Source organism: Vescimonas coprocola (assembly GCF_018408575.1).
GTDB lineage: Bacteria > Bacillota > Clostridia > Oscillospirales > Oscillospiraceae > Vescimonas > Vescimonas coprocola.
The window spans coordinates 609,075-633,129 of record NZ_AP023418.1; the positions used below are offsets into that span (position 1 = coordinate 609,075).

The 24,055-nt window shown below is 62.3% G+C and carries 21 protein-coding genes; 19 read left to right on the forward strand and 2 right to left on the reverse strand.

The features are described 5' to 3' along the window. The first annotated feature begins 8 nt into the window (after positions 1-8). The 9 genes from KJS28_RS03030 (at position 9) to tsf (ending at position 10,989) form a co-directional block, all read left to right on the forward strand. Positions 9-845: a phosphatidate cytidylyltransferase gene (locus KJS28_RS03030; RefSeq protein WP_213541683.1), complete on the forward strand. Its 837-nt coding sequence runs from the start codon at positions 9-11 to the stop codon at positions 843-845. A gap of 13 nt (positions 846-858) precedes the next feature. Beyond that, on the forward strand, positions 859-2,001 hold the full coding sequence (locus KJS28_RS03035; protein ID WP_213541684.1) for a 1-deoxy-D-xylulose-5-phosphate reductoisomerase: 1,143 nt from the start codon (positions 859-861) through the stop codon (positions 1,999-2,001). Positions 2,002-2,009: 8 nt separating this feature from the next. Next, the gene (locus KJS28_RS03040; protein ID WP_213541685.1) at positions 2,010-3,071 is read left to right on the forward strand and encodes a M50 family metallopeptidase; all 1,062 of its coding nucleotides are present in this window, start codon (positions 2,010-2,012) and stop codon (positions 3,069-3,071) included. A 92-nt stretch (positions 3,072-3,163) separates the two neighbouring features. Continuing rightward, on the forward strand, positions 3,164-4,201 hold the full coding sequence (ispG, locus tag KJS28_RS03045) for a flavodoxin-dependent (E)-4-hydroxy-3-methylbut-2-enyl-diphosphate synthase (RefSeq protein WP_213541686.1): 1,038 nt from the start codon (positions 3,164-3,166) through the stop codon (positions 4,199-4,201). A 15-nt stretch (positions 4,202-4,216) separates the two neighbouring features. Next, a complete protein-coding gene (locus KJS28_RS03050) occupies positions 4,217-8,164 on the forward strand; it encodes a PolC-type DNA polymerase III (RefSeq protein WP_213541687.1) in 3,948 nt (1,315 codons plus the stop codon). Position 8,165: 1 nt separating this feature from the next. Further along, entirely contained in the window at positions 8,166-8,732 is a 567-nt protein-coding gene (locus KJS28_RS03055) for a 4'-phosphopantetheinyl transferase family protein (RefSeq protein ID WP_213541688.1), read from the forward strand. Between the two features lie 43 nt (positions 8,733-8,775). Then, positions 8,776-9,054 (forward strand): YlmC/YmxH family sporulation protein, encoded by a 279-nt coding sequence (locus KJS28_RS03060; protein WP_213541689.1) that lies wholly within the window; start codon positions 8,776-8,778, stop codon positions 9,052-9,054. A gap of 195 nt (positions 9,055-9,249) precedes the next feature. Next, a complete protein-coding gene (rpsB, locus tag KJS28_RS03065) occupies positions 9,250-9,978 on the forward strand; it encodes a 30S ribosomal protein S2 (protein WP_021857915.1) in 729 nt (242 codons plus the stop codon). 84 nt (positions 9,979-10,062) lie between these two features. Beyond that, the gene (gene tsf, locus KJS28_RS03070) at positions 10,063-10,989 is read left to right on the forward strand and encodes a translation elongation factor Ts (RefSeq protein ID WP_213541690.1); all 927 of its coding nucleotides are present in this window, start codon (positions 10,063-10,065) and stop codon (positions 10,987-10,989) included. A 455-nt stretch (positions 10,990-11,444) separates the two neighbouring features. Here the strand turns inward: tsf and rpmB are convergent, their stop codons facing one another. Continuing rightward, positions 11,445-11,633, reverse strand: coding sequence for a 50S ribosomal protein L28 (rpmB, locus tag KJS28_RS03075; protein ID WP_021857912.1), 189 nt, complete (start codon positions 11,631-11,633; stop codon positions 11,445-11,447). Between the two features lie 284 nt (positions 11,634-11,917). On the opposite strand from rpmB, the gene hprK reads away from it, so the two are divergent. The 8 genes from hprK to KJS28_RS03115 all read left to right on the forward strand — a co-directional run bounded on the left by hprK (position 11,918) and on the right by KJS28_RS03115 (position 21,616). After that, positions 11,918-12,880 (forward strand): HPr(Ser) kinase/phosphatase, encoded by a 963-nt coding sequence (hprK, locus tag KJS28_RS03080; RefSeq protein ID WP_021857911.1) that lies wholly within the window; start codon positions 11,918-11,920, stop codon positions 12,878-12,880. Beyond that, positions 12,877-13,842 carry an ROK family protein gene (locus tag KJS28_RS03085; protein ID WP_213541691.1) on the forward strand — a complete coding sequence of 322 codons (966 nt, stop codon included), beginning with the start codon at positions 12,877-12,879 and terminating at the stop codon, positions 13,840-13,842. Before hprK ends, KJS28_RS03085 begins: the two co-directional genes overlap by 4 nt. A gap of 11 nt (positions 13,843-13,853) precedes the next feature. After that, positions 13,854-14,765, forward strand: coding sequence for a UDP-N-acetylmuramate dehydrogenase (gene murB / locus KJS28_RS03090; protein WP_213541692.1), 912 nt, complete (start codon positions 13,854-13,856; stop codon positions 14,763-14,765). 13 nt (positions 14,766-14,778) lie between these two features. Then, entirely contained in the window at positions 14,779-15,636 is an 858-nt protein-coding gene (rapZ, locus tag KJS28_RS03095; protein WP_213541693.1) for an RNase adapter RapZ, read from the forward strand. A 15-nt stretch (positions 15,637-15,651) separates the two neighbouring features. Continuing rightward, positions 15,652-16,701 (forward strand): gluconeogenesis factor YvcK family protein, encoded by a 1,050-nt coding sequence (locus KJS28_RS03100; RefSeq protein WP_213541694.1) that lies wholly within the window; start codon positions 15,652-15,654, stop codon positions 16,699-16,701. A 7-nt stretch (positions 16,702-16,708) separates the two neighbouring features. Continuing rightward, positions 16,709-17,608, forward strand: coding sequence for a DNA-binding protein WhiA (whiA, locus tag KJS28_RS03105; protein ID WP_213541695.1), 900 nt, complete (start codon positions 16,709-16,711; stop codon positions 17,606-17,608). Next, complete coding sequence (locus KJS28_RS03110; RefSeq protein ID WP_228298456.1) at positions 17,608-18,060, forward strand: C-GCAxxG-C-C family protein; 453 nt, start codon at positions 17,608-17,610, stop codon at positions 18,058-18,060. The genes whiA and KJS28_RS03110 overlap by 1 nt, the downstream gene beginning before the upstream one ends. Before the next feature lie 67 nt (positions 18,061-18,127). Next, positions 18,128-21,616, forward strand: a complete 3,489-nt coding sequence (locus KJS28_RS03115; RefSeq protein ID WP_213541697.1) for a DNA polymerase III subunit alpha — start codon at positions 18,128-18,130, stop codon at positions 21,614-21,616. A 153-nt stretch (positions 21,617-21,769) separates the two neighbouring features. Here KJS28_RS03115 and KJS28_RS03120 read toward each other — a convergent pair whose 3' ends face one another. Then, positions 21,770-22,606: a hypothetical protein gene (locus KJS28_RS03120; protein WP_021858983.1), complete on the reverse strand. Its 837-nt coding sequence runs from the start codon at positions 22,604-22,606 to the stop codon at positions 21,770-21,772. A 170-nt stretch (positions 22,607-22,776) separates the two neighbouring features. Between KJS28_RS03120 and KJS28_RS03125 the strand changes: the two genes are divergently transcribed. Together KJS28_RS03125 and KJS28_RS03130 are read left to right on the forward strand one after the other, a co-directional pair. Then, positions 22,777-23,304, forward strand: a complete 528-nt coding sequence (locus KJS28_RS03125; RefSeq protein WP_021858982.1) for a DUF4364 family protein — start codon at positions 22,777-22,779, stop codon at positions 23,302-23,304. A 105-nt stretch (positions 23,305-23,409) separates the two neighbouring features. Continuing rightward, positions 23,410-23,913, forward strand: a complete 504-nt coding sequence (locus KJS28_RS03130; RefSeq protein WP_213541698.1) for an SLOG family protein — start codon at positions 23,410-23,412, stop codon at positions 23,911-23,913. Positions 23,914-24,055 lie beyond the last annotated feature (142 nt).

A 24,055-nucleotide genomic window follows, 5' to 3' on the forward strand; every position in this document is an offset into this window, starting at 1 on the left:
GAAAGCATATGAAACAGAGAATTATCGTGGCGGTGATCGGCATCCCGCTGCTGCTGGCCATCCTGTGCGTGGCACCGGACTGGGCCACGGCGGCGCTGTTGGCGGCGCTGAGCGTGGTGGGTACCCATGAGCTGCTGGCGGCTGTGTGCGGGCCGGAAAAGACCCGGCGCTGGACGGCGCTGCCGGCGGTGATGGGCATATTAGTGGTGCTGCATTTTTACGGTGCGGGCCATGGGTGGCAGCTGCCGCTGGGCATCGTGGACGGGCTGCTGCTGGTGGGCGTGATAGCGCTGCCGGCGGCGGGCGTGCTGTCCTACGGCAAGCCCCACGCCCTGACCCTGCTGGATGTGTGCGTCATGGCGCTGGCGGGGCTGGCCATCCCGGCCTCCTTCAGCTGCCTGCTGCTGCTGCGGCTGCTGCCCTACGGCGGCGGACTGGTGCTGGTGCCGCTGGTGGCGGCCTTCTGCAGTGACTCGGCGGCCCTGTTCACCGGCATGGCCTGCGGCAAGCACAAGCTGTCGCCGCTGGTAAGCCCCCACAAGACTGTGGAGGGCGCCGTGGGCGGCCTTGTCGGCGGTATGCTGGGCATGGTGATCTTCCGGATCATCTTTTACCTCTGTACCCTGCAGCCCCTGCACATCGGCGGCTGCATCCTCATGGGTCTGGTGGGCGCCCTCATGGGCCAGCTGGGCGACCTGAGCTTCTCGGCCATCAAGCGCCAGTACGGCATCAAGGACTATGGGCGGCTGCTGCCGGGTCACGGCGGCGTGCTGGACCGGTTCGACAGCGTGCTGTTCGCTGCACCGGTGCTGTGGCTCATGACCTGCTGGGTCATTGGCCTGTAAAGGAGATATGACTATGACAAAGACTGTTGCGGTCTTGGGCTCCACCGGTTCCATCGGGCGGCAGACGCTGCAGGTGGTGCAGGAGCTGGGACTGACGGTGGCGGCGCTGACGGCCAACCGCCAGGTGGATCTGCTGGAGCAGCAGGCTCGCCAGTTCCATCCGAAGCTGGCGGTGCTGTATGACCGAGCGGCGGCGGGAGAGCTGCGGCTGCGGCTGTCCGACACGGATATCCGGGTGGCGGCGGGGCCGGAGGGGCTTCTGGAGGCGGCGACGCTGCCGGAGGCGGACACAGTGGTCACCGCCGTCATGGGCAGCGTTGGGCTGGAGCCCACGCTGGCGGCTATCCGGGAGAAAAAGCGCATCGCTCTGGCCAATAAGGAGACGCTGGTGTGCGCCGGCGAGCTGGTGATGGCGGAGGCGGAGCGCTGCGGCGCCGAGATCGTGCCGGTGGATTCGGAGCACTCGGCCATTTTCCAGAGCCTGCAGGGCTGCCGGGATCGCCGGGAGGTAAAGCGTCTGCTGCTGACCTGCTCCGGCGGGCCGTTTTTCGGTCTGAGCCATGAGGAACTGGAGCATAAGACTCCGGCGGACGCTTTGAAGCACCCTAACTGGAGCATGGGGGCCAAGATCACCATCGACTCGGCCACCCTCATGAACAAGGGACTGGAGATCATCGAGGCCATGCGGCTGTACCGGCTGCCGGTGGAGCAGGTGGAGGCGGTGATCCACCGCCAGAGCATCGTCCATTCGCTGGTGGAGTACCGGGACGGGGCCATGATCGCCCAGCTGGGGACGGCGGATATGAAGCTGCCCATCCGCTACGCCTTCACATGGCCCTATCGGGCCGAGACACCGGATCGGACGCTGGATCTGCTGTCCTGCGGGCCGCTGACCTTTCAGGCACCGGATACGGAAGCGTTTCCATGCCTTGCCCTTGCCCGTCAGTGCGCCCGAACCGGCGGCACCGCCTGCGCCATCATGAACGGTGCCAACGAGGAGGCCGTAGGCCTGTTCCTGCGGCAGGAGATCGGCTTTAACGATATCGCCCGGCGGGTGGAGGATGCCCTGTGCCGGGTGGAGGTGAAATATACGCCCTCTCTGGAGGATATACTGGAGGCAGACAGACTGGCCCGTGCCGCTGTACTGAACCGGTAGGAGGAACCATGATCTATATTATTGCTGCGATCCTGATTTTCGGCGTACTCATCGCCGTACACGAGCTGGGCCATTTTCTGGCGGCCAAGGCCTGCGGAGTGCGGGTCAACGAATTTTCCATCGGTATGGGCCCCACCATCCTGCACAAGACCAAGGGGGATACCACCTACTCTCTGCGGCTGCTGCCCATCGGCGGCTTCTGTGCCATGGAGGGCGAGGAGGAGGACTCCAACGACCCTACGGCCCTGAATAACCAGAGCTTCTGGAAAAAACTCATCATTTTTGCCGCCGGGGCCTTTATGAACTTCCTGACGGGCCTGATTATCATCGTCGTCCTGTACGCCGGGGCCAAGGCATTTTACGTCCCGGTCATCACGGACTTTGCCGACGGCTGCCCCCTCCAGAGCGAGAGCGGTCTGCAGGTGGGGGACCGTCTGGTGAGCATCGACGGTGAGCGGGTGTATGTTTACAGTGACGTGAGCCTGCTGCTGGGCCGCAACAAGACCGGTGTATTCGACCTGAAGGTCAAGCGTGACGGTCAGACCGTGACCCTGAAGGACTTCCCCATGGAGCGGGCGGAGTACACCGACCAGCAGGGCCAGACCTACACGGGCTTCGGCCTGATGTTCGGGGCGGAGGAGGCCACAGTGGGAACACGTCTCCAGTACAGCTGGAACAACGCCGTGGACTTCGTGCGGATCGTGCGCCTGTCCCTGCAGATGCTGGTGACCGGTGAGGCGGGCCTCAAGGACGTCAGCGGCCCGGTGGGCATCGTCTCCACCATCACGGACGTGGGCGAACAGGCGGAGAGCGCCTCGGCGGCGGTGGAGAACATCGCCTATCTGGCGGCGCTGGTGGCGGTGAATCTGGCGGTGATGAACCTGCTGCCCCTGCCGGCGCTGGACGGAGGAAAGATCTTCTTTCTGGTGGTCAACGCCCTGTGTATGCTGACCATCCGCAAGAAAATTCCGGCAAAATTCGAGAGCTACGTCCATCTGGCCGGCTTCGCACTGCTGATGCTGCTGATGCTGGTCATCACCTTTCAGGACGTGTGGAAGCTGTTTCAGTAAGAGAGAAAGAGCACACGGGACGGGGAGCGGCTTCCCGTCCCGGTGGTGCGTTTTTGCCCCATGGAGGGGGATAAACTGAGGAGGAATCAGCCATGAGCAAGCAAATTCATGTGGGCAGCGTCCCGGTGGGCGGCGGGGCGGACATCGCCATCCAGTCCATGTGCAACACCCGGACGGAGGATGTGGCCGCCACCGTGGCCCAGATCCTCCGGCTGGAGGAGGCGGGGTGCGATATCATCCGGGTGGCGGTGCCGGATATGGCGGCGGCGCAGGCCGTAGGGCGTATCCGCCGGGCCATCCACATCCCGCTGGTGGCGGATATCCACTTCGATTACCGGCTGGCGCTGGAGTGCGTGCGGCAGGGCATCGATAAGATCCGCATCAACCCCGGCAACATCGGCTCACAGGAGAAGGTGCGGGCCGTGGCGGACGCCTGCCGCAGCGAGGGTATCCCCATCCGCATCGGCGTCAACGGCGGCTCACTGGAGCGGGAACTGCTGCAAAAATACGGCGGCGTCACCCCGGAGGCGCTGGTGGAGAGTGCCATGGGCCATGTCCGCCTGCTGAACGACTGCAATTTCGACGACATCTGCATCTCCGTGAAGTGCTCCCGTGTGCCGGTGAACATGGCGGCCTATCAGCTGCTGCACCGGCAGACGGACTACCCCCTGCATTTAGGGGTCACGGAGGCGGGCACGCCCCGGATGGGAGTGCTGAAATCCGCCATCGGCATCGGCGGCCTGCTGTGTCAGGGCATCGGCGACACCATTCGGGTGAGCCTCACCGCCGACCCGGTGGAGGAGGTGTGTGCGGCCAAGGATATCCTCTCTGCCGCCGGACTGCGGCAGACGGGGCCGAACCTCATCTCCTGCCCCACCTGCGGCCGCACAAAATATGACATGATCCCCATTGCACGGGAGGTAGAGCGCCGGTTGGCGGGCTGCACCAAGCCCATCACCGTGGCGGTGATGGGTTGCGTGGTCAACGGACCGGGGGAGGCCCGTGCGGCGGACGTGGGCATCGCCGGCGGCGACGGCGAGGGTCTGGTGTTCCGTAAGGGGGAGATCCTTTACAAGGTGCCGCAGGACAAGCTGGTGGACGCCTTGATGGACGAAATCGACCGACTATGACAGCAGGAGCGCACTATGAGGGAACAGATTGCATTTTTTGATTTTTTTGAAAACTTCGTGCCGCATAGAGAACTGCGACTGTTGCTTCACGACGCCGTCGTCACCGGCGGAGCGCTGGACGTGAAGCGGCGGGCGCTGGAGCTGGACGTGGCCGCCGGGGAGCGCATCCCGGAGGCGGCCCAGACGGCGCTGGAGCAGCTGCTGAGCCAGCAGTACGGCCTGCACCGGCTGCATCTCACCATTCATGACCGGAAGGCGGAGAAGAAAAGCGGCGGCACCGAGGTGCTGCTGGGCAAGGAGATCAAGGGCAAGCCCGTCTCCATGACGGAGCTGAACGTGAAAATGGGTACGGCCATCGTGGAGGGCAAGGTCTTTGCCGCCGAGTGCCGGGAGACCAAGCGTCCCGGTATGTGGATGCTGAGCTTCGACATGACGGACTATCAGAGCTCCGTCACCGTGCGTAAATATACCGAGGGACAGGAGGCACTGGCCCTACAGAGTGCCATCGCCCCCGGTATGTGGCTGCGGGTGCAGGGGCAGCCGGAGCTGACCCGTGACGGCAAGGACATTCAGCTCAAGCCCTACCATATCATGAAGGTTCCCCATGAGGGCCGCAAGGACACGGCCCCGGAGAAGCGGGTGGAGCTGCACCTGCATACGAAGATGTCCAACATGGACGCCCTGACGGACACGGCCTCCGTCATCAAGCAGGCCATCTCCTGGGGGCATCCCGCCATCGCCATCACCGACCACGGCGTAGCCCAGTCCTTCCCGGATGCATGGCACACCGCCAAGGGGAAGATCAAGATCCTCTACGGCGTGGAGGGGTATTATGTCAACAACCTCGACGACCGCATCGCCGTCCACGGTCCGCAGGATCAGAATTTTGCCGACGAGATCGTGTGCTTCGACATCGAGACCACGGGCCTGAAGGTGGAGCGGGAGGCCATCACGGAAATCGGCGCCGTGGTGCTGCGCAACGGTGAGGTGGCGGAGCGGTTCCAGACCTTCGTCAACCCCAACCGCCGCCTGACGCCGGAGATCGTGGGCCTGACGGGCATCACGGATGCCATGCTGGCCGACGCTCCCCAGCTGAAGGAGGCCCTGACGAGTTTTCTGGAGTTTGTGGGGGATCGCCCGCTGGCGGCCCACAACGCCGAATTTGACATCAGCTTCATCCGGGCCGGGTGCCGGAAGGTGGGCCTTCCCTTCGATCCCACCTATGTGGACTCCCTGATTTTGGCCCAGAACCTGTTGCCGGAGCTGCACAAGTATAAGCTGGATATTGTGGCGGAGCATCTGGATCTGCCCGCCTTCAACCACCACCGGGCCTCGGACGATGCGGCCATGGTGGCCTATATGCTGATCCCCTTCTTCGAGAAGATGGAGCGGGAATTGGGCATCCACCGCCTGCAGGAGATCAACGGGGAGATGCTGAAGCTGCGGCCTCAGGGCAGCAAGACCAGCCGCTTCCCCAAGCACATCATCATTCTGGCCAAGAACAAGCTGGGCCTCAAGCACCTGTATCAGCTGATCTCCGCTTCCAACCTGAAATACTTCAAGCGGGTGCCCATCATCCCCAAGACGGAACTCATTACCCACCGGGAGGGGCTGATCATCGGCTCGGCCTGCGAGGCGGGCGAGCTGTTCCGGGCGGTGACGGATCACAAGGATTGGGCGGAGCTCAAGCGCATCGCCTCCTTCTACGACTATCTGGAGATACAGCCCATCTGCAACAATCTCTTCATGCTGCGAAACGGCGACGTGCAGTCGGAGGAGGAGCTGCGGGAGTATAACCGCACCATCGTCCGGCTGGGGGAGGAGCTGCATAAGCCCGTCTGCGCCACCGGCGACGTGCATTTTCAGGAGCCGGAGGACGAGATCTACCGCCATGTGCTGCTGGCCAGCAAGAAGTTCCCCGATGCCGATGCGCCGCTGCCCATCTACTTCAAGACCACCGACGAGATGCTGGAGGAGTTCTCCTATCTGGGGGAGGACAAGGCCTATGAGGTGGTGGTGACCAATCCCCGCCATATTGCGGATCTGGTGGAGGAGATCGAGCTGCTGCCGCCGGGCCAGCTGTTCCCGCCGAGGCTGGAAAACTCCGAGGAGGACCTGAATCGTCTGGTGTGGGACAAGTGCCATGAGCTGTACGGCGACCAGCCGCCCCAGCTGATCGTGGACCGCCTGAATGTGGAGCTGGGCAGTATTCTGGGCAAGTACGACGTGGTGTATATGTCGGCCCAGAAGCTGGTGCAGCGGAGCCTGGAAAACGGCTATCTGGTAGGCTCACGAGGCTCTGTGGGCTCGTCGCTGGTGGCCTATATGTCGGGCATCACCGAGGTCAATTCCCTGCCGCCCCACTACCGCTGCCCCAAGTGCCGCCATTCGGAGTTCATCACCGACGGCAGCTTCGGCTGCGGCGCCGATATGCCGGATAAGGTCTGCCCCGTCTGCGGGGAGCAGTACGTCAAGGACGGCTTCGACATCCCCTTTGAGACGTTCCTTGGCTACGGCGGCGGCAAGGTGCCGGATATCGACCTGAACTTTTCCGGGGAATATCAGGCCAGAGCCCACCGCCACGCCGTGGAGATGTTCGGTGAGACGCAGGTGTTCCGGGCCGGTACCATCGGCACCCTGAAGGACAAGACGGTGTACCCCTTTGTCAAGCACTATCTGGAGGAGAACGGCCGGGAGGTGTCCCGTGCCGAGGAGAACCGCCTCATTCAGGGCTGCGTAGGCGTGCGGCGCACCACGGGCCAGCACCCCGGCGGTCTGGTGGTGGTGCCGGATGACATGGATGTGGAGGATTTCACCGCCGTGCAGCACCCGGCGGATGCCGAGGACGCCGATACCATCACCACCCATTTTGAATACCACTGCATGGAGGATAACCTCCTGAAGCTGGATATGCTGGGTCACGATGACCCCACCATGATCCGGATGCTGGAGGATCTTACCGGCGTCAACGCCCGCCAGATCCCGCTGGACGATCCGGACACCATGAGTATTTTCGTCTCCTCCAAGGTGCTGGGCTTTGAAAACGATGAACTGCTGGGCCCCACCGGTGCCGTGGCTATCCCGGAGTTCAACACCCGCTTCACCCGTGGGATGCTGATGGACACCCTGCCTAAGGACTTCAACACGTTGGTGCGTCTGTCCGGCTTCTCCCACGGTACGGATGTGTGGCTGGGCAACGCACGGGAGCTGATCGTCAGCGGTACCGCCTCCGTTCTGGAGACGGTGGGCTGCCGTGACGATATCATGCTGTATCTCATCTCCATGGGGCTGGACCCCAAAATGAGCTTTAAGATCATGGAGGCCGTCCGTAAGGGAAAGGTGAAAAAGGGCGGCTTTCAGGAGGGCTGGGTGGAGGCCATGCAGGAGCATAACGTCCCCCAGTGGTATATCGACTCGCTGGCCAAGATCGGCTATCTGTTCCCCAAGGCCCACGCCGTGGCCTACGTCATGATGGCCTTCCGCATCGCATGGTTCAAGGTCCACCGGCCGCTGGCCTTCTACGCCACCTTCTTCACCGTCCGGGCCAAGGCCTTCGACGCCGAGTACTGCTGCGCCGGTATCGACGCCGTGAAGCAGAAGATCCGGGAGATCGAGAACAACAAGGATGCCACCGCTGTAGAGAAGAATCTGATGGTGACGCTGGAGGTGTGCTACGAGTTCTATCTCCGTGGCTTCCACTTTGATACCATCAGCATCTACGACTCCGACGCCACCGCCTTCAAAATCACGGAGAACGGCCTGCTGCCGCCCTTCATCTCCGTCCGGGGACTGGGCGAGTCGGCAGCTCTGGACACCGTGGAAAAGCGCAAGGGAAAGCGCTTCATCTCGGTGGAGGAGTTCTCCACCTGCTGCAACAAGCTCTCCAAGACCCATATCGAGCAGCTGAAGGCGCTGGGCTCCTTCGCAGGCATGGCGGATACCAGCCAGATCACCCTGTTCTGATATGGTGCGGTATATTCAGATCACGCAGGTGCCGCCGGAGCGTCTGGCCCTGTGGCGCAGCTGGCTGTCCCCTCAGCGGCGGAAGCGAGCCGAAAGGATGCCGGACGACCGGGAGACGGTCTGCGGCGAGGGACTGGCCCGTGAGCTGCTGGCGGCGGCGCTGCACTGCCCGCCGGAGGAGGCACCCCTACGATACGACGCACAGGGAAAGCCCATGACCGACGGCCTGTATCTCAGCATCAGCCACAGCCGTGAGCTGGCGGCCTGCGCCGTAGCGGACCGCCCGGTAGGGCTGGATGTGGAGCTGGTACGGCCTGCGCCCCGGCGTGTATGGGAGCACCTGTCCCCGGAGGAGCGGATCTATGCCGCCGATGATGCGGCGTTCTTCCGCCTGTGGACCGCCAAGGAGGCACTGCTGAAATGCCGTGGCGGCCAATTCGGGCAGCTGCGGGAGCCGGCGCCCTTCCTGACGCCGGAGGGCTTCGCCCTGCCGGGCTATGCCTTTTCCCCGGTGCAGCTGCCGGAGGGCTGGACAGGCACCCTGTGTCTGGCGGAAAAGCGGACATAGGACCGGCCCGGTGCAGCATAGGCTGGTTCCGAGGTGGAACAGCATGATGGAACGATTTTCGCACCTGCGGCGCAAGGAGGTCATCAATATCTGCGACGGGCGGCGACTGGGCTTCGTGGGGGATCTGGAGCTGAAGGTCCCGGAGGGAGAGGTCAAGGCCCTCATCGTGTTCGGCCCCTGCCGCTTCTTCGGCCTGTTCGGCAGGGGGGAGGATTTCTACGTCCCGTGGGACTGCGTGCAGCGGTTCGGGGACGACATCATCCTCATCGACAAGCCCTTCCAGCGGCGGGAGGAGGATAAAAAGCGCCGCCGCTGGGGCTAAACCGGGACAATACGGCGAAAAAGCCGCTGATTTTCCTGGAGAAACGCAAAAAATCTCTTGCAAACAGCTATAGACTGTGGTATGATATTTCAGCATTCCGCACAGGGGCGGACTCCCGGTCGGTGCCGCAAGGTTGGCCGGGGGGAGGAAGCCTCTGGAGGTAAGAAACTAAATTCAAAGGAGAAATGAACAAACATGGCAAACCAGAACATCGTATCCATGAAGGCCCTGCTGGAGGCCGGTGTCCACTTCGGCCACCAGACCCGCCGCTGGAACCCCAAGATGGCTCCCTACATCTACACGGAGCGCAACGGCATCTATATCATCGACCTGCAGAAGACCGTGAAGAAGCTGGAGGAGGCCTATAACTTCGTGCGCCAGCTGTCCGAGAATGGCCAGTCCCTGCTGTTCGTGGGTACCAAGAAGCAGGCGCAGGAGGCCATCAAGGACGAGGCCCTGCGCTGCAATATGTACTATGTCAACGCCCGCTGGCTGGGCGGCATGATGACCAACTTCAAGACCATGCGCACCCGTATCGACCGTCTGAACCAGCTCAAGGCCATGCAGGCCGACGGCACCTTCGATATGCTGCCCAAGAAGGAAGTCATCAAGCACCTGGGCGAGATCGAAAAGCTGGAGAAGTATCTGGGCGGCGTGAAGGAAATGAAGAAGCTGCCCGGCGCTCTGTTCATCGTGGACACCCGTAAGGAGCGCAACGCCATCGCTGAGGCCCATCGTCTGGGCATCCCCGTTGTGGCCATCGCTGATACCAACTGCGATCCCGACGAGATCGATTACCCCATCCCCGGCAACGACGACGCCATCCGTGCCATCAAGCTGATCTCCTCCATTATGGCCAATGCCATGATCGAGGGCCGTCAGGGCGAGCAGGATGAGGAAGCCGCCGCCGAGACCGCTGAATAATCCGAGGATCACCGCTTAACCAACGGGGCAGGGTCGTTGCCCTGCCCCGTTTACCTTTGAAAATACGAACTGGAGGAAAAGAAAATGGCTTTTACTGCTGCTGATGTTAAGAACCTGCGTGAGATGACCGGCGTGGGTATGATGGACTGCAAGAAGGCACTGACCGAGACCGACGGCGATATGGACAAGGCCGTGGAGTATCTGCGTGAGAAGGGTCTGGCCAAGGCCGCCAAGAAGGCCGGCCGCATCGCCGCCGAGGGCGTGTCTTACGCTCTGGTGGAGAACGGCGTGGGCGCACTGGTGGAGGTCAACTGCGAGACCGACTTCTGCGCCAAGAGCGCTCCCTTCGTGGCCTTCGTCAAGGACATCGCCAAGGTGGTGGCCGACAACGATCCCGCCGACGTGGATACCCTGATGAACTGCAAGTATCCCGGCACTGAGCTGACCGTGTCCGAGACCATGCCCGAAAAGGTCATGTCCATCGGTGAGAACCTGCAGATCCGCCGCTTTGTCCGCTTTGCCGAGAACACCAGTGTGGGCTATGTCCATGCCGGTGGCAAGATCGGCGTGCTGGTGAATCTGGCCGTGGAGGGCGGCGTGGATGCCACCGAGATCGGCAAGAACGTTGCCATGCAGATCGCCGCTCTGAATCCCCGCTTCTGGGACAAGTCTCAGGTCACCGAGGATGTGCTGGCCGAGGAGAAGAAGGTGGCTCTGGCCCTGATGGATTCCGACCCCAAGATGGCCTCCAAGCCCGCTCAGGTGAAGGAGAAGATCGTCATGGGCAAGATGAACAAGTTCTACGAGGAGAACTGCCTGCTGCAGATGGAGTTCGTCCGTGGCGACCTGTTCTCCGGCACCGTGGAGCAGTATATCGCCGACGCCGGCAAGAAGCTGGGCGGCAGCGTGAAGTTCCTGACTGCCGTCCGCTATCAGACCGGCGAGGGCATCGAGAAGAAGGAAGAGAACTTCGCCGCCGAGGTGGCTGCCCAGATGAATCAGGGCAAGTAAGTCTCCTTATAGCAAAAGAAATCATACACCGTAAGATAAAAGCACAGGGCGCTTTCCGTAAGGGAGCGCCCTGTGCTTTCCTATTTGCTTTCAGACCATGGTAAAGCATCATACGGATATCAGGGGGCGTTGGCTATGATAACGATCCAAAGGGCGGACGATGTTTTTCCTGTCGATACCGAGCAGACACAACGGTATGATGAAGCACACTCCCTCTGCGACTGCGGGTACTGCCGCAACTACTACGCCCAAATAAAGGGTAAGCTTCCGAAATTAGACGCTTTTTTAGTCGATGAAGAGCCGATAAGGGAAAACGAAAGAAACGCAAACGACCTTTTCATAGAATATTATTTGCCCCCGGCGGCTCACTTTTCCAGCTGTTGGCAAAAAGTATGCCGTCGGAGACAGAAACAAAATGAAAAAAGCTCTGTGAGGCTTCACAGAGCTTTTAATCATCAGATCGCACGGGTAACCTTGCCGGAACGCAGGCACCGGGTACAAACATACACATGGCGAGGCGTGCCATTGATAACCGCCTTAACACGCTTGACATTGGGCTTCCAGGGACGATTGGAACGCCGGTGGGAGTGAGAGACCTTGATGCCGAAGGTCACGCCCTTGTCGCAAAATTCGCACTTAGCCATCCGTTGCACCTCCTTGCTGTGACTAACTTCCGCTTGATTCACAAGCATCTAATATAGTAGCAGATAAAACCGGAAAATGCAAGCACTATTTGACAAAAAAACAAAAAAATTCGGCCGAGGACGGAAGCGGCAGCTCCTCCGCCGCAGGAAACCGCTCAGGGAGCGGGAAGGCGGGTACCGCAGAGGAGACGTAAGGGGAGGTGGGATGCGTTTTTGGTATTGTAAAAACGCCCCCCGTACGATATAATACTATAAATATAAACCGAGGAACAGGGGGCTTCCATATGGCAGATAAGGTGAAGCGCACCCCCGCCAAGCTCAGTAAGCTGGTGGAGGATTTTGACATGGAGATCGTGTGCCGGGGCAGCGACTATGACCAGCGCACGGTGAGCATTTCCGATATGAACCGCCCGGCCCTGCAGCTGGTGGGCTTTTACGACTACTTCGAGCCCAAGCGCCTGCAGGTGTTCGGCAAGTCTGAGATGACCTTCCTCAAGGCCATGAAGCTGGAGGACCGCCGCCGGGTGTTCGACAACCTGCTGCGCTGCGAGATACCGGCCCTCATCATCGCCCGGAACATGGAGATCTTCCCCGAGCTGCTGGAGATTGCCCGGAAGCACGGTCGCACGCTGCTGCGTTCCGAGCTGAACACCGTGGAGCTGACCAGCCAGATCATCGACTACCTGAACCGGGCGCTGGCCCCCCAGATCACCCGCCACGGCGTGCTGATGAACATCAACGGGCAGGGCGTGCTGCTGCTGGGGGAATCCGGCATCGGCAAGAGCGAAACGGCCATCGAGCTGCTGAAGCGAGGCCACCGTCTGGTGGCGGACGACGCCGTGGAGATCCGGCGGGTGTCCGACTCCCTCTACGGCACGGCCCCGGAGCTGATCCGCCACTACATCGAGATCCGTGGCATCGGCGTCATCGACGTGCAGCAGCTGTTCGGCATGGGCTCCGTGCAGTTTGATACGGAGCTGGACCTTGTGGTGCAGCTGGAGAAGTGGGTGGACGGCAAGTTCTATGACCGCCTGGGTCTGGGGGAGGAGATGTATTCCATTCTGGGCGTCAAGCTGCCGTATATGATCATCCCCGTCCGGCCGGGCCGAAATCTGGCCGGCATCGTGGAGATCGCCACCATGAAGAACCGGCAGATGAAGTTCGGCTATAACCCGGCCCGGGATTTCGTGGATCGGGTAGACCGCCAGATCGACGCCCTGACCCGGCAGAGTGAGGAGCAGAAATGAACTACATCGGCATTGACATCGGCGGCACCAACCTGAAGGCGGGGCTGGTGAACGACGAGGGCAGCATCCTCGCTATGGAAAAGCGCAAAATTGCCGAGATATCCGATCAGAAAGCACTGGTGGAGGCACTGGTGGCGCTGACTCAGAGCCTGACGGAGCGGGGCGGCCTGACGCCGGAGCAGATACGTTCCGTGGGCGTGGGCGTGCCGGGAGCGGTGGAGATCCACTCCGGTGCGGTGCTGTACACCTGCAATCTGCCCCTGCGGAACGTCCCCCTCCGCAAGCTCTTCCACCGGTATCTGCCCTACCCCCTGTATGTGGAGAACGACGCCAACTGTGCGGCGCTGGCGGAATACTACGCCGGAGCCGGCAAGGGCAGCAAGCGCTTTGTCACCATCACGCTGGGGACCGGCGTGGGAGCGGGCATCCTCCACAACGGACAGATCTATCACGGCGCTAACGGCATGGCCGGCGAGGTGGGCCACATGAGCATCGTCTACCACGGGGAGCCCTGTCCCTGCGGCCGCAGAGGCTGCTGGGAGCGCTACGCCTCCGCCAGCGCCCTGAAGCGCCTGACGGCACGGGCTATGGAGGAGCATCCCGGCAGCATCCTGTGCCGGGTGGTGGCCGAGAACAACGGCAAGGTATCGGGCCAGTCGGCCTTTATCGCCGCACGGGAGGGCGACCCCGTGGGCCAAAGCGTCTGCGACGAGTACATCGGCTATCTGGCGGCGGGAGTCACCAACGTGGTGAACATCTTCCAGCCGGATACGCTGGCCATCGGCGGCGGCGTCAGCAACGAGAGCGACGAGCAGCTGCTGCTGCCCCTGCGGCGGCTGGTGGAGCAGGAGAGCATCCCCTGCAACCGGGACAAACGCACCCGGATCGTCAAGGCCCAGTTGGGCAACAACGCCGGGATCATCGGTGCCGCTCTGCTGGGAAAACGAAAATTACGGAAATAGGAGGCTGGCCTATGTGCTGGTATGAGCAGCTGGATGAAAAAGTGCGGGAGTACCTGCCGGATATGACCATGGAGCGGGAGGTCCCCCTCAGCAGGCACACCTCCTTCCGCATCGGCGGCCCCGCCCGGCGGATGGCCTTCCCTACCAGCCGGGAGCAGCTGGTGATCCTCATGGGACTGGCGGAGACCTGCGGCGTGAAGCCGTTCCTGCTGGGCCGTGGCACCAATCTGCTGGTGGACGACCGGGGGCTGGACACGCTGGTCATCAAGACGGCGGAGCATATGACGGCGGTGCGGCAGCTGGACGAGGTGACGCTGGAGGCGGACGCCGGCATCCTGCTGAACCATCTGGCGGTGTATGCTCAGCAGCACGGCCTGTCGGGTCTGGAGTTCGCCCACGGCATCCCCGGCACCTTAGGCGGGGCCGTATGTATGAACGCCGGAGCCTACGGCGGCGAGATGCGTCAGGTGGTGACGGAGGTGACGGCGCTGCTGCCGGAGGGCGTGCGGCGCTTCACGGCCGAGGAGGCGGCCTTCGGCTATCGACACAGCGCCTTTCTGGATACGGAGGCGGTGGTGCTGGGCGCCAGACTGCGCCTGACCCCCGACGATCCCGCCGCCATTCGGCAGCGGATGGATGATCTCATGGCCCGCCGCCGCCAGTCCCAGCCGCTGGAGTATCCCAGCGCCGGCAGCACCTTCAAGCGGCCGGAGGGCTACTTCGCCGGGACACTCATCGAACAGACGGGCCTGAAGGGCCTGACGGTAGGCGGAGCGCAGGTTTCCACCAAGCACGCAGGCTTTGTCATCAACGTGGGCGGCGCTACCAGCGCCGACGTGGAGGAGCTGATCCGGCAGGTGCAGCAGGCGGTGTACGCCGCCCACGGTGTGCATCTGGAGCCGGAGGTGCGGATCGTCCGCTGAGAAAGGAACGAGCATGGAAATTCTGATCATCACGGGGCTGTCCGGCGGCGGCAAGAGTCGGGCGGCCTCCTATCTGGAGGATATCGGCTACTACACGGTAGATAATCTGCCGGCGGAGATGATGGTGAAGTTTGCCGACTTCTGCGCTGGGTCCAGCGGTCGATATGACCGGGTGGCGCTGGTGTACGACGTCCGCTCCGGGGAACCCACGGACATTCTCATCGAGACGCTGGAGCGCCTGAAGGCCAGCGGCGTCAACTGCCGGATGCTGTTTCTGGAGGCGGATAACCAGACCATCGTCAACCGCTATAAGGAGACTCGCCGGATGCACCCCCTGCAAAAGAAGGGCGAAAGTGTGGAGCAGGCCATCCGCCGGGAGCGGGAGTGGATGCAGCCGGTGCGGGACCATGCGGATTTCGTGCTGGACACCTCCGCCCTCTCCATCGCCAAGCTCCGCAGCGAGCTGCTGGACCTGTTCGGCCAGCAGGGGGATCGGGGAGGATTGGCCGTCAACGTCCTGTCCTTCGGCTTCAAGCACGGCATCCCCATCGAGGCGGATCTGGTGTTCGATGTGCGCTTCATGCCCAACCCCTACTATGTGCCGGAGCTGAAGAATAAAACGGGACTGGATCAGGCGGTGCGGGACTTTGTGTTTTCCTTCCGCCAGACCAATGATTTCATGGAGCAGCTGGAGAAGATGCTGACCTTCCTGCTGCCCCTGTACGCCGAGGAGGGCAAGTCCGCACTGGTCATTGCCATCGGCTGTACCGGCGGCCACCATCGCTCCGTGGCGGTGGCCCATGAACTGGCGGAGTACATCACGGAGGAAGGGTATCAGGTCACGGAAAACCATCGGGACATCTCCCGATAACAGGAGGGACGCTGTATGGAGCCATACCGACAGTCGGTAGCACCGGAGCACGGCCCCCGCATCGCCGCCATCGGCGGCGGCACGGGCCTGTCCACTCTGCTGCGTGGCCTGAAGCGTTATACGAAGAATATCACGGCCATTGTCACGGTGGCCGATGACGGAGGCGGCTCCGGGCGGCTGCGGCAGGACCTGGGGATGCTTCCGCCGGGAGATATCCGCAACTGTCTGGAGGCGCTGGCCAATGCCGAACCCCTGATGGCCCAGCTGATGCACTACCGGTTCCCGGAGGGAGAGCTGGCGGGCCAGAGCTTCGGCAATCTCTTTCTGGCGGCCCTCAACGGCATCATGCCCAGCTTTGACCGGGCGGTAGAGAGCCTGAGTCAGGTGCTGGCCATCACCGGTAGGGTGCTGCCGGTGACCAATGAGAATATCCAGCTGGAGGCGGAGTTTGAAAACGGCGCACGGGTGGTGGGGGAGTCCCGCATCTTTCAGTGCAAGCAGGAGCAGGACTGCCGCATCCGCCGGGTGAATCTGCTGCCCAGCCGTCCCAAGGCCCTGCCGGAGGCGGTGGAGGCCATCCGGGAGGCGGAGATGGTGGTGCTGGCGCCGGGGAGCCTGTATACCAGCATCATCCCCAACCTGCTGGTGGATGGCATCGTGGAGGCCATCCGGGAGTCCCGTGCCCTGAAAATTTACGTCTGTAATGTCATGACGCAGGAGGGGGAGACAGAGGGGTATACTGCCTCGGACCATATCCGGGCGCTGTTTAACCACAGCTGCCCCGGCCTCTTTGACTTATGCCTGGTCAACGACGCCCCCATCCCGCCTTCGGTGATGCGGGGCTATACCCGTGAGGGGGCGGAACCCATCCTGTGCGACCGGGATGCCTGCGAGGCGCTGGGGGTGGAGGTCATCACTCGCCCCGTGTCCACAGTGGAAAACGGGCTGGTGCGCCATAATCCGGGCCATTTGGCGTGGGAGCTGGTGCGGCTCCATGCCCAGAGAAATATCCGTCTGGTGGAGGATTCCCTCCGCCGGACGCCGAGAAACCGAGTGGAGAAATGAGGAAGGTATGCAGTCATTTGCGGGAAAGGTAAAAAACGAGCTGTGCCGGGTGCCGGTGCAGCGCCTGTGCTGCGCCAGAGCTGAGGCCTATGGTGTGCTGCTCTACGGCAATACCTTCAGCCCCACAGAGGTGCGGCTCATTACCGAGAGTGCCGACTTTGCCGCCCGGCTGCCCCGGCTGTTCCAGCGGGCCTTCGGCCTGAAATTCGACCGTCTGCCGGAGGAGGAGCGGGGGAAGCTGATCTTCGGCATCACCGACCGGAGCAAGCTGGACCGCATCATCAACCAGCTGGGCTACGATCCCCGGCAGAATCTGGTGCTCCATGTGAACTTCGGGCTGCTGGAGGACGAGTGCTGCCGGACGGCCTTCCTGCGGGGGGCCTTTCTGGCGGGTGGCAGTGTCACCGACCCGGAAAAGCGCTATCATCTGGAGCTGGATACCGGCCATGCACAGGCCAGCCGGGAGGTAGCGGCCCTGCTGACGGAGATGGGCTTTCTGCCCCACAGCGTCCGCCGGGGCGGCAGCTCTGTTATTTACTTCAAGCAGTCTGAGCATATCGAGGATCTGCTGACCACCATTGGGGCTCCGGCGGCGGCTATGGATATCATGACCGCCAAGGTGGATAAGGAGATCCGCAACGGGGCCAACCGAGCCATGAACTGCGACATGGCCAATGTAAATAAGACCATTGACGCTGCGCTGGAGCAGAAAAATGCCATCCAGCGTCTACAGGAGAACGGATGGCTGGAGCGCCTGCCGGAAAAGCTGCGGCAGACAGCTCTGCTGCGCCTGCAATACCCGGAGATGTCCCTGTCCCAGCTGGCGGAGAAATGCGACCCGCCGGTGACGAAATCCTGCATGAACCATCGGATGCGGAAGTTATTGGAGGAGGCGAAGAAGCTGTGATGACGAAGGAAGAGCGGTGCCGTCTGGCCCTTGGCTATCACCGGCAGCACTATAACTGCGGCCAGAGCGTGCTGGGGGCCTTCCGGGACCTGACGGGTCTGACGGAGGAGCAGTGCTGGGGCCTTGGCAGCGGCCTCGGCAGCGGGATGCGCTGCGGCGGCATCTGTGGCGCCGTGTCCGGCGGCGTGCTGGTGCTGGGCCTGCTGCATCCCTACACGGCACAGGAGGGGCCGGAGGGCCGGCGGCGCTCTGTGGAACAGGTGAAGGAGTTCCAGCGCCGCTTCACCCAGCAGTTTCACCTGCTGAACTGCCGGGAACTGCTGGCGGAGCGTGGCCTGCATCCTACGCCTACGGCGCAGGCGGTAGGGGCCGACGACCACTGCGGAACACTCATCGTCTCGGCGGTGGAGCTGCTGTGTGACTATCTGGCGGAGCTGGACGGCCAAAAATAAGAAGCCGAGAATAAGCTGCCAAGAGCAAGCGGTCAGGGATGAACCTGCGACGGAGGAAAGAGTAGCTATGGGATTTGTGCATCTTCATGTGCATACGGAATACAGCCTGCTGGACGGGGCCTGCCGCATCCGGGACCTTCCGGCCCGCATCCGGGAAATGGGCCAGACGGCGGTGGCCATCACCGACCACGGGGTCATGTATGGTGCCATCGACTTCTACCGGGCCTGCAAGGCGGAAGGCATCCATCCGATCATCGGGTGCGAGGTGTATGTGGCCCGCCGCACCCGGTTCGACAAAGTTCATGAATATGACGCCGAGTCCAGGCATCTGGTGCTGCTGTGCAAAAACGAGACGGGCTACCGGAACCTGTCGTACATGGTGAGTCAGGCATTTGTGGAGGGCTTTTACATCAAGCCCCGCATCGATCTGGACCTGCTGCGCCAGCACAGCGAGGGGCTCATCGCCCTGTCGGCCTGTCTGGCCGGGGAGATCCCCAAGCGGCTGGTAAACGGCGACTACGACGGGGCCAAGGAGTACGCCCTGACCATGCAGGAGATATTCGGAGAGGATAACTTCTATCTGGAACTGCAGGACCACGGCATCCCCCAGCAGACGCTGGTGAACCGGGATCTGCTCCGCATCCATCAGGAGACGGGCATCCCACTGGTCTGCACCAACGATGCCCACTACCTGCGGCCGGAGGACGCCGAGAGCCACGATGTACTGCTGTGCATCCAGACGGGCAAGACCGTGGACGACGAGAACCGGATGCGCTACGAGCCGAGAAACTTCTACCTCCGCTCCACGGAGGAGATGGAGGAGTTGTTCGGCGCCTATCCCGACGCCGTAGCCAACACCCAGCGCATCGCTGACCGCTGCCGGATGGAGTTTACCTTCGGCAAGTATCACCTGCCGGAGTTCCAGCTGCCGCCGGGGGTAGATTCTCCCACCTATCTGCGGCAGCTGTGTGAAAAGGGGTTCACGGAGCGCTACGGCACGGAGCATGAGGAATACCGCCGCCAGCTGGACTACGAGCTGGACATGATCGGACGCATGGGCTTTACGGATTATTTCCTCATCGTGTCGGATTTCGTCCGATACGCCAAGGATGCCGGTATCCCTGTGGGACCGGGCCGAGGCTCGGCGGCGGGGAGCATGGTCTCCTACTGTCTGTACATCACGGACATCGACCCCATGCAGTACCATTTGTATTTTGAGCGCTTCCTGAATCCGGAGCGGGTATCCATGCCGGATATCGATATGGACTTCGGAGACACCCGCCGGGGCGAGGTGGTGGACTACGTCCGCCGCAAGTACGGCGACGACCATGTGGCCCAGATCGTCACCTTCGGCACCATGGCGGCCCGGGCCGCCATTCGGGATGTGGGCCGGGCGCTGAACATGACCTATGCCGAGGTGGATGTGGTGGCCAAGTTGGTGCCAACGGCCCTGCACATTACCCTGAAGGATGCGCTGAAGCTATCCAAGCAGCTCTCCGACCTCTATGAGACGGATGAACGGGTCCGCCGGCTTATCGACATGGCGCAGGCGCTGGAGGGGATGCCCCGCCACGCCTCCACCCACGCAGCCGGTGTGGTCATCACCAAGCGGCCGGTATATGAATATGTACCGCTGGCCCGAAATGACGAGTCTATCGTCTGCCAGTACACCATGGTGACGCTGGAGGAGCTGGGGCTGCTGAAAATGGATTTTCTGGGCCTGCGGAACCTGACGGTTTTGGACGACGCCGTGAAGATGGTGCAGAAGTACCGACCGGACTTCCGGCTGGCGGATATCCCCATGGACGATGCGGCGGTGTTCGAAATGCTGTCGCAGGGCAAGACCGGCGGCGTATTTCAGATGGAGTCCGCCGGCATGACCGGGGTGTGCGTGGGGCTGAAGCCCCAGAGCATCGAGGACATCACCGCCATCATCGCCCTGTACCGCCCCGGCCCCATGGAGTCCATCCCCCGGTTCATCGCCTGCAAGCACGACCCCAAGCTGGTGGTGTACAAGCATCCCTCCCTCCAGCCCATCCTCTCCGGCACCTATGGGTGCATCGTCTATCAGGAGCAGGTCATTCAGATCTTCCAGCAGCTAGCGGGCTATTCGCTGGGGCAGGCGGACATGGTGCGCCGGGCCATGTCCAAGAAGAAGGCCAAGGATGTGGAGCGGGAGCGGGAGGCATTCCTCCACGGCGACCCCACCCGGAACATCCGGGGCTGTGTGGCCAACGGCATCCCGGAGGCAACGGCTCAGGCCATCTACGACGAGATCTACGACTTCGCCAACTACGCCTTCAACAAGGCCCACGCCGTCAGCTATGCGGTGGTAGCCTATCAGACGGCGTATTTCAAGCACTACTTCACACGGGAGTACATGGCGGCGCTGCTGACGTCGGTGCTGGATAACTCCGACAAGGTGGCTGAGTACATCGCTGAGTGCCGGGACTGCGGCATTGAGCTGCTGCCCCCGGACGTGAACCGCTCCAGCGACGGCTTCACCGTGGAGGATGGAGGCATCCGCTTCGGGCTGGTGGCCATCAAGAACATCGGCCGGGGCTTTATCCAGACCATGATGCGGCGGCGGGAGCAGGACGGCCCCTTCCGGTCGTTTCAGGACTTCTGCCAGCGGATGTTCGACTGCACGGACATGAACAAGCGGGCAGTGGAGAATCTGATCCGCAGCGGCGCCTTCGACTCCATGAAGGTGCGGCGCTCCCAGCTGATCCAGGTCTTTGAAAAGGTGCTGGACAGCATTGCAGAGTCCCGGCGCAAGAACGTGGAGGGCCAGCTGGATCTGTTCGGTATGGCGGCGGGGGAGGACGCCCCGCCGGCGGAGACGCCCCTGCCGGACATCCCGGAGTTCACCGCTGCCGAGCGGATGTTCATGGAGAAGGAGACTACGGGCCTTTATCTCAGCGGCCACCCCATGGCGGATTACCGGGCAATGGCCCGGCAGGCGGGAGCGGTGCCTATCCACACCATTCTGGAGGACTTTTCCGCCGAGGACGGGCCTGTCCGGTTCGCCGACGGCCAGAGCATCACCATTGCGGGCATCGTCACTGCCAGCCGCACCCGTACCACCCGCAACAACGCCCTCATGGCCTACGTGACGGTGGAGGATGAGGCGGCATCCATCGAGCTGCTGTGCTTCAGCCGCACCATTGAGCGCTGCGGCAGCTATATGCAGGTGAACAGCCCGGTGCTGGTGCAGGGGAAGCTCTCCGTCCGGGACGAGAAACCGCCGCAGATCATGTGCGACAGCGTTTATCCCCTGAAGGAGGGGCTGCCGCCCCGGCGGGAGAACCGCCGTCCGGTACAGGAGAACGCCACCATTTATCTGCGGGTCCCCGGCATGGACAGCCCGGCGTTCCAGCATATCAAGCTGGTGATGACCATGTTCGAGGGGGACACGCCACTGAAGATCCGGCTGGCGGACAGCGGCAAGCTGTTGGGGGCCAAGTGCCTGAACCACCCGGCCTTCGTGCAGGAGTGCCGGGAGTGGCTGGGTCCGGAGAACGTGGTGGTGAAAACCGCCTTCACCGGAAAATGAGGCTCTTGCCGCCTGCGGGCAGCAGATGCCGCAAAGCGTGAGACAAGGCCCCGGACACCCATGGGTGTCCGGGGCCTTTTATGCCGGATGGGTCTTGTCGTTGGGATGGAGCAGTGCGCTTACGGAAAATGGGGCAACGGAAAGGGGGAAGGATCAGTGGCAGGCGCAGTAGCTGCGGGTGCTGGCGTAGTCCTTGGGCATCTCCACGGTGTTGGGCGGGAAGAACTCGTTGACCGGGAAGGCCACGCTGCGGAACAGGCCGCAGGGGTCCTCCTGATCGCCGCCGCTGCACTCCGTCTGGGGGATGCAGTAGTCATACACCGGGATCAGCAGCTGGGTGTCCCGCTCCAGCCGCACCAGAGAGAACTGTCCTAAGGTGACATAATACCGACGGCCGCCGTTGTCGTCAAAGAGCAGGGGTTGGTCGAAGCTCTGGGCGATGAAGGCGGGGATCTCCGTCAGGCCGCAGTCGCAGCGGCAGGGCTTGCAGCGGTCCTCGGCACGGGCGTCCAGCACGATGGGGTCCACCGCCTCCACCACCGCCGTGGGCAGGTTGCTGCGGCGGCAGCCGGGGATATCCAGATCGTCCAGCACCGTGTCGGAGGAGAAAATCTTGGCGCTGCCCTCGCTGCCGAAGAGAATGACCCGCTTGTCAAAGACGCACAGGCCCTCCGCCTCGGTACAGCGGGGAGTGCCGGTGCCGACCTGGAGAGTGACCCGGTAGAAAAACCGCATATCGATGGAGTAGAACCCCCGGTTGAAGGTGACGGGCTCCACGTCGGTATAGACGTAGAGCAGCTCCGCCGTGCCGCCCCGCACCATCTGGCAGGCCGACAGCACCTCCTGAGCCGATGCCGTGGGGTAAAAGCGCAGATCCTCCACGCAGTCCTTGTCACGGCAGGAGTCGAAGATCTTATGGGTATGGATGCAGACGGCCTCACGCACGCTGCTCAGATCGCAGACCGGGCCGGGCATACCGTTTTCAGGCATAGAAAAACCTCCTATTTAAGTACTCAAGGGCATCGCCCTTTCAATCCAGTCTATGCGTCCGGCCCGGCGGGGTGCGGGAAATGCAGGCGAGGAGGGGAAAAACCTCTGTACAAATCGGAAATTTTTCATTATAATAGGGGTGTATAGAAAAGCCGAAAGGACGTGATCCAATGGGAGTCGGATTTATCCGTGACAAGCTGGAGATCAAGTTTCTCATTTTGTACATTGCCGCCCGTGTGTCGGAGCCGCTGCCGCTGGAGGGGATGCAGGAGCTGACCATGTGCGACGACGGCATTGACTATTTCGATTTTTCGGAGTGTCTGAACGATCTGGTGCAGACGGAGCATCTGCGCCTGACGGAGGAGGGGCGGTACGCCATCACCCCCAAGGGGCTGAAAAACAGCGCCATCTGCGAGTCCAGCCTGCCCTATTCCGTGCGGCTGCGGACGGACAGGAACATCGAGGAATACAACAAGGAGCTGCTGCGGCAGGCGCAGGTGCAGGGGAAGGCCATCCCACGGGAAAACGGCACCTACACCGTGGAATTAAAGCTCAGCGACGATGTGGACAGCCTGATGCAGCTGGAGCTGATGGTGGCCACGGAGGAGATGGCCAAGGATCTGGCGGAGCGGTTTCGCAAGGACCCGGAGCATCTCTATGCCCGTGTGCTGGAGGCCCTGTACGAGGAACAGAAGTGAAATGACGGAGGGCGGCGGGAGCCGTCCTCCGATTTTTTGGGCTTTACAAAATAGAAAATATGTTCTATAATGAAATGGAAACCAAAGGGGGAAGGAGGGAGCGCTATGCGAGCCAGACCGATCAGCTGCTGTTTTTCCGGCCATCGGCCCGGTAAGCTGCCGTGGGGCGACGATGAGGGAGATCGCCGGTGTCTTGCGCTGAAGGAGCGGCTGTGGAACGCGATGGAGGCGGCCTATGAGCGGGGCTATCGCCACTTCATCTGCGGCATGGCCCAAGGGTGCGACCTGTATTTCTGCGAGTTGGCGCTGGCGCTGCGGCAGCTGCACGGCGACGTGACGGTGGAGGCGGCCATCCCGTGTCCCTCGCAGGCGGAGGGGTGGCCGGCGGAGCAGCGGCTGCGGTGGCAGCGGCTGGTGGCGGCCTGCGACTATGAGACGATGGTGCAGCAGCAGTACAGCCCCGGCTGTATGCAGCGGCGCAACCGGTACATGGTGGATCACGCCTCGCTGCTGATCGCCGTACACGACGGGCTTCCCGGCGGCACCCGGCGCACCATCGAATACGCCCTGCGGCGGGGCATCGGCATTGTGGATATCCCGGTGGGATAGGCAAAAGCGTGGGACGCCGGAGGGCATCCCACGCTTTTCTTGTATTGCGTTCTGTTGATCTATGCTCTGTCACTTGATGAGCTTCTGGATGGCCTTGCTGTCGGGGGTGCCGGCGGCGGCCAGCAGCTCGAAGAGGGTGGCC

Coding starts and splice junctions, on each gene's coding strand:
- KJS28_RS03030 (WP_213541683.1), top strand. CDS start 9: ATGAAACAGAGAATTATCGTGGCGGTGATCGGCATCCCGCTGCTGCTG.
- KJS28_RS03035 (WP_213541684.1), top strand. CDS start 859: ATGACAAAGACTGTTGCGGTCTTGGGCTCCACCGGTTCCATCGGGCGG.
- KJS28_RS03040 (WP_213541685.1), top strand. CDS start 2,010: ATGATCTATATTATTGCTGCGATCCTGATTTTCGGCGTACTCATCGCC.
- ispG (WP_213541686.1), top strand. CDS start 3,164: ATGAGCAAGCAAATTCATGTGGGCAGCGTCCCGGTGGGCGGCGGGGCG.
- KJS28_RS03050 (WP_213541687.1), top strand. CDS start 4,217: ATGAGGGAACAGATTGCATTTTTTGATTTTTTTGAAAACTTCGTGCCG.
- KJS28_RS03055 (WP_213541688.1), top strand. CDS start 8,166: ATGGTGCGGTATATTCAGATCACGCAGGTGCCGCCGGAGCGTCTGGCC.
- KJS28_RS03060 (WP_213541689.1), top strand. CDS start 8,776: ATGATGGAACGATTTTCGCACCTGCGGCGCAAGGAGGTCATCAATATC.
- rpsB (WP_021857915.1), top strand. CDS start 9,250: ATGGCAAACCAGAACATCGTATCCATGAAGGCCCTGCTGGAGGCCGGT.
- tsf (WP_213541690.1), top strand. CDS start 10,063: ATGGCTTTTACTGCTGCTGATGTTAAGAACCTGCGTGAGATGACCGGC.
- rpmB (WP_021857912.1), bottom strand. CDS start 11,633: ATGGCTAAGTGCGAATTTTGCGACAAGGGCGTGACCTTCGGCATCAAG.
- hprK (WP_021857911.1), top strand. CDS start 11,918: ATGGCAGATAAGGTGAAGCGCACCCCCGCCAAGCTCAGTAAGCTGGTG.
- KJS28_RS03085 (WP_213541691.1), top strand. CDS start 12,877: ATGAACTACATCGGCATTGACATCGGCGGCACCAACCTGAAGGCGGGG.
- murB (WP_213541692.1), top strand. CDS start 13,854: ATGTGCTGGTATGAGCAGCTGGATGAAAAAGTGCGGGAGTACCTGCCG.
- rapZ (WP_213541693.1), top strand. CDS start 14,779: ATGGAAATTCTGATCATCACGGGGCTGTCCGGCGGCGGCAAGAGTCGG.
- KJS28_RS03100 (WP_213541694.1), top strand. CDS start 15,652: ATGGAGCCATACCGACAGTCGGTAGCACCGGAGCACGGCCCCCGCATC.
- whiA (WP_213541695.1), top strand. CDS start 16,709: ATGCAGTCATTTGCGGGAAAGGTAAAAAACGAGCTGTGCCGGGTGCCG.
- KJS28_RS03110 (WP_228298456.1), top strand. CDS start 17,608: ATGACGAAGGAAGAGCGGTGCCGTCTGGCCCTTGGCTATCACCGGCAG.
- KJS28_RS03115 (WP_213541697.1), top strand. CDS start 18,128: ATGGGATTTGTGCATCTTCATGTGCATACGGAATACAGCCTGCTGGAC.
- KJS28_RS03120 (WP_021858983.1), bottom strand. CDS start 22,606: ATGCCTGAAAACGGTATGCCCGGCCCGGTCTGCGATCTGAGCAGCGTG.
- KJS28_RS03125 (WP_021858982.1), top strand. CDS start 22,777: ATGGGAGTCGGATTTATCCGTGACAAGCTGGAGATCAAGTTTCTCATT.
- KJS28_RS03130 (WP_213541698.1), top strand. CDS start 23,410: ATGCGAGCCAGACCGATCAGCTGCTGTTTTTCCGGCCATCGGCCCGGT.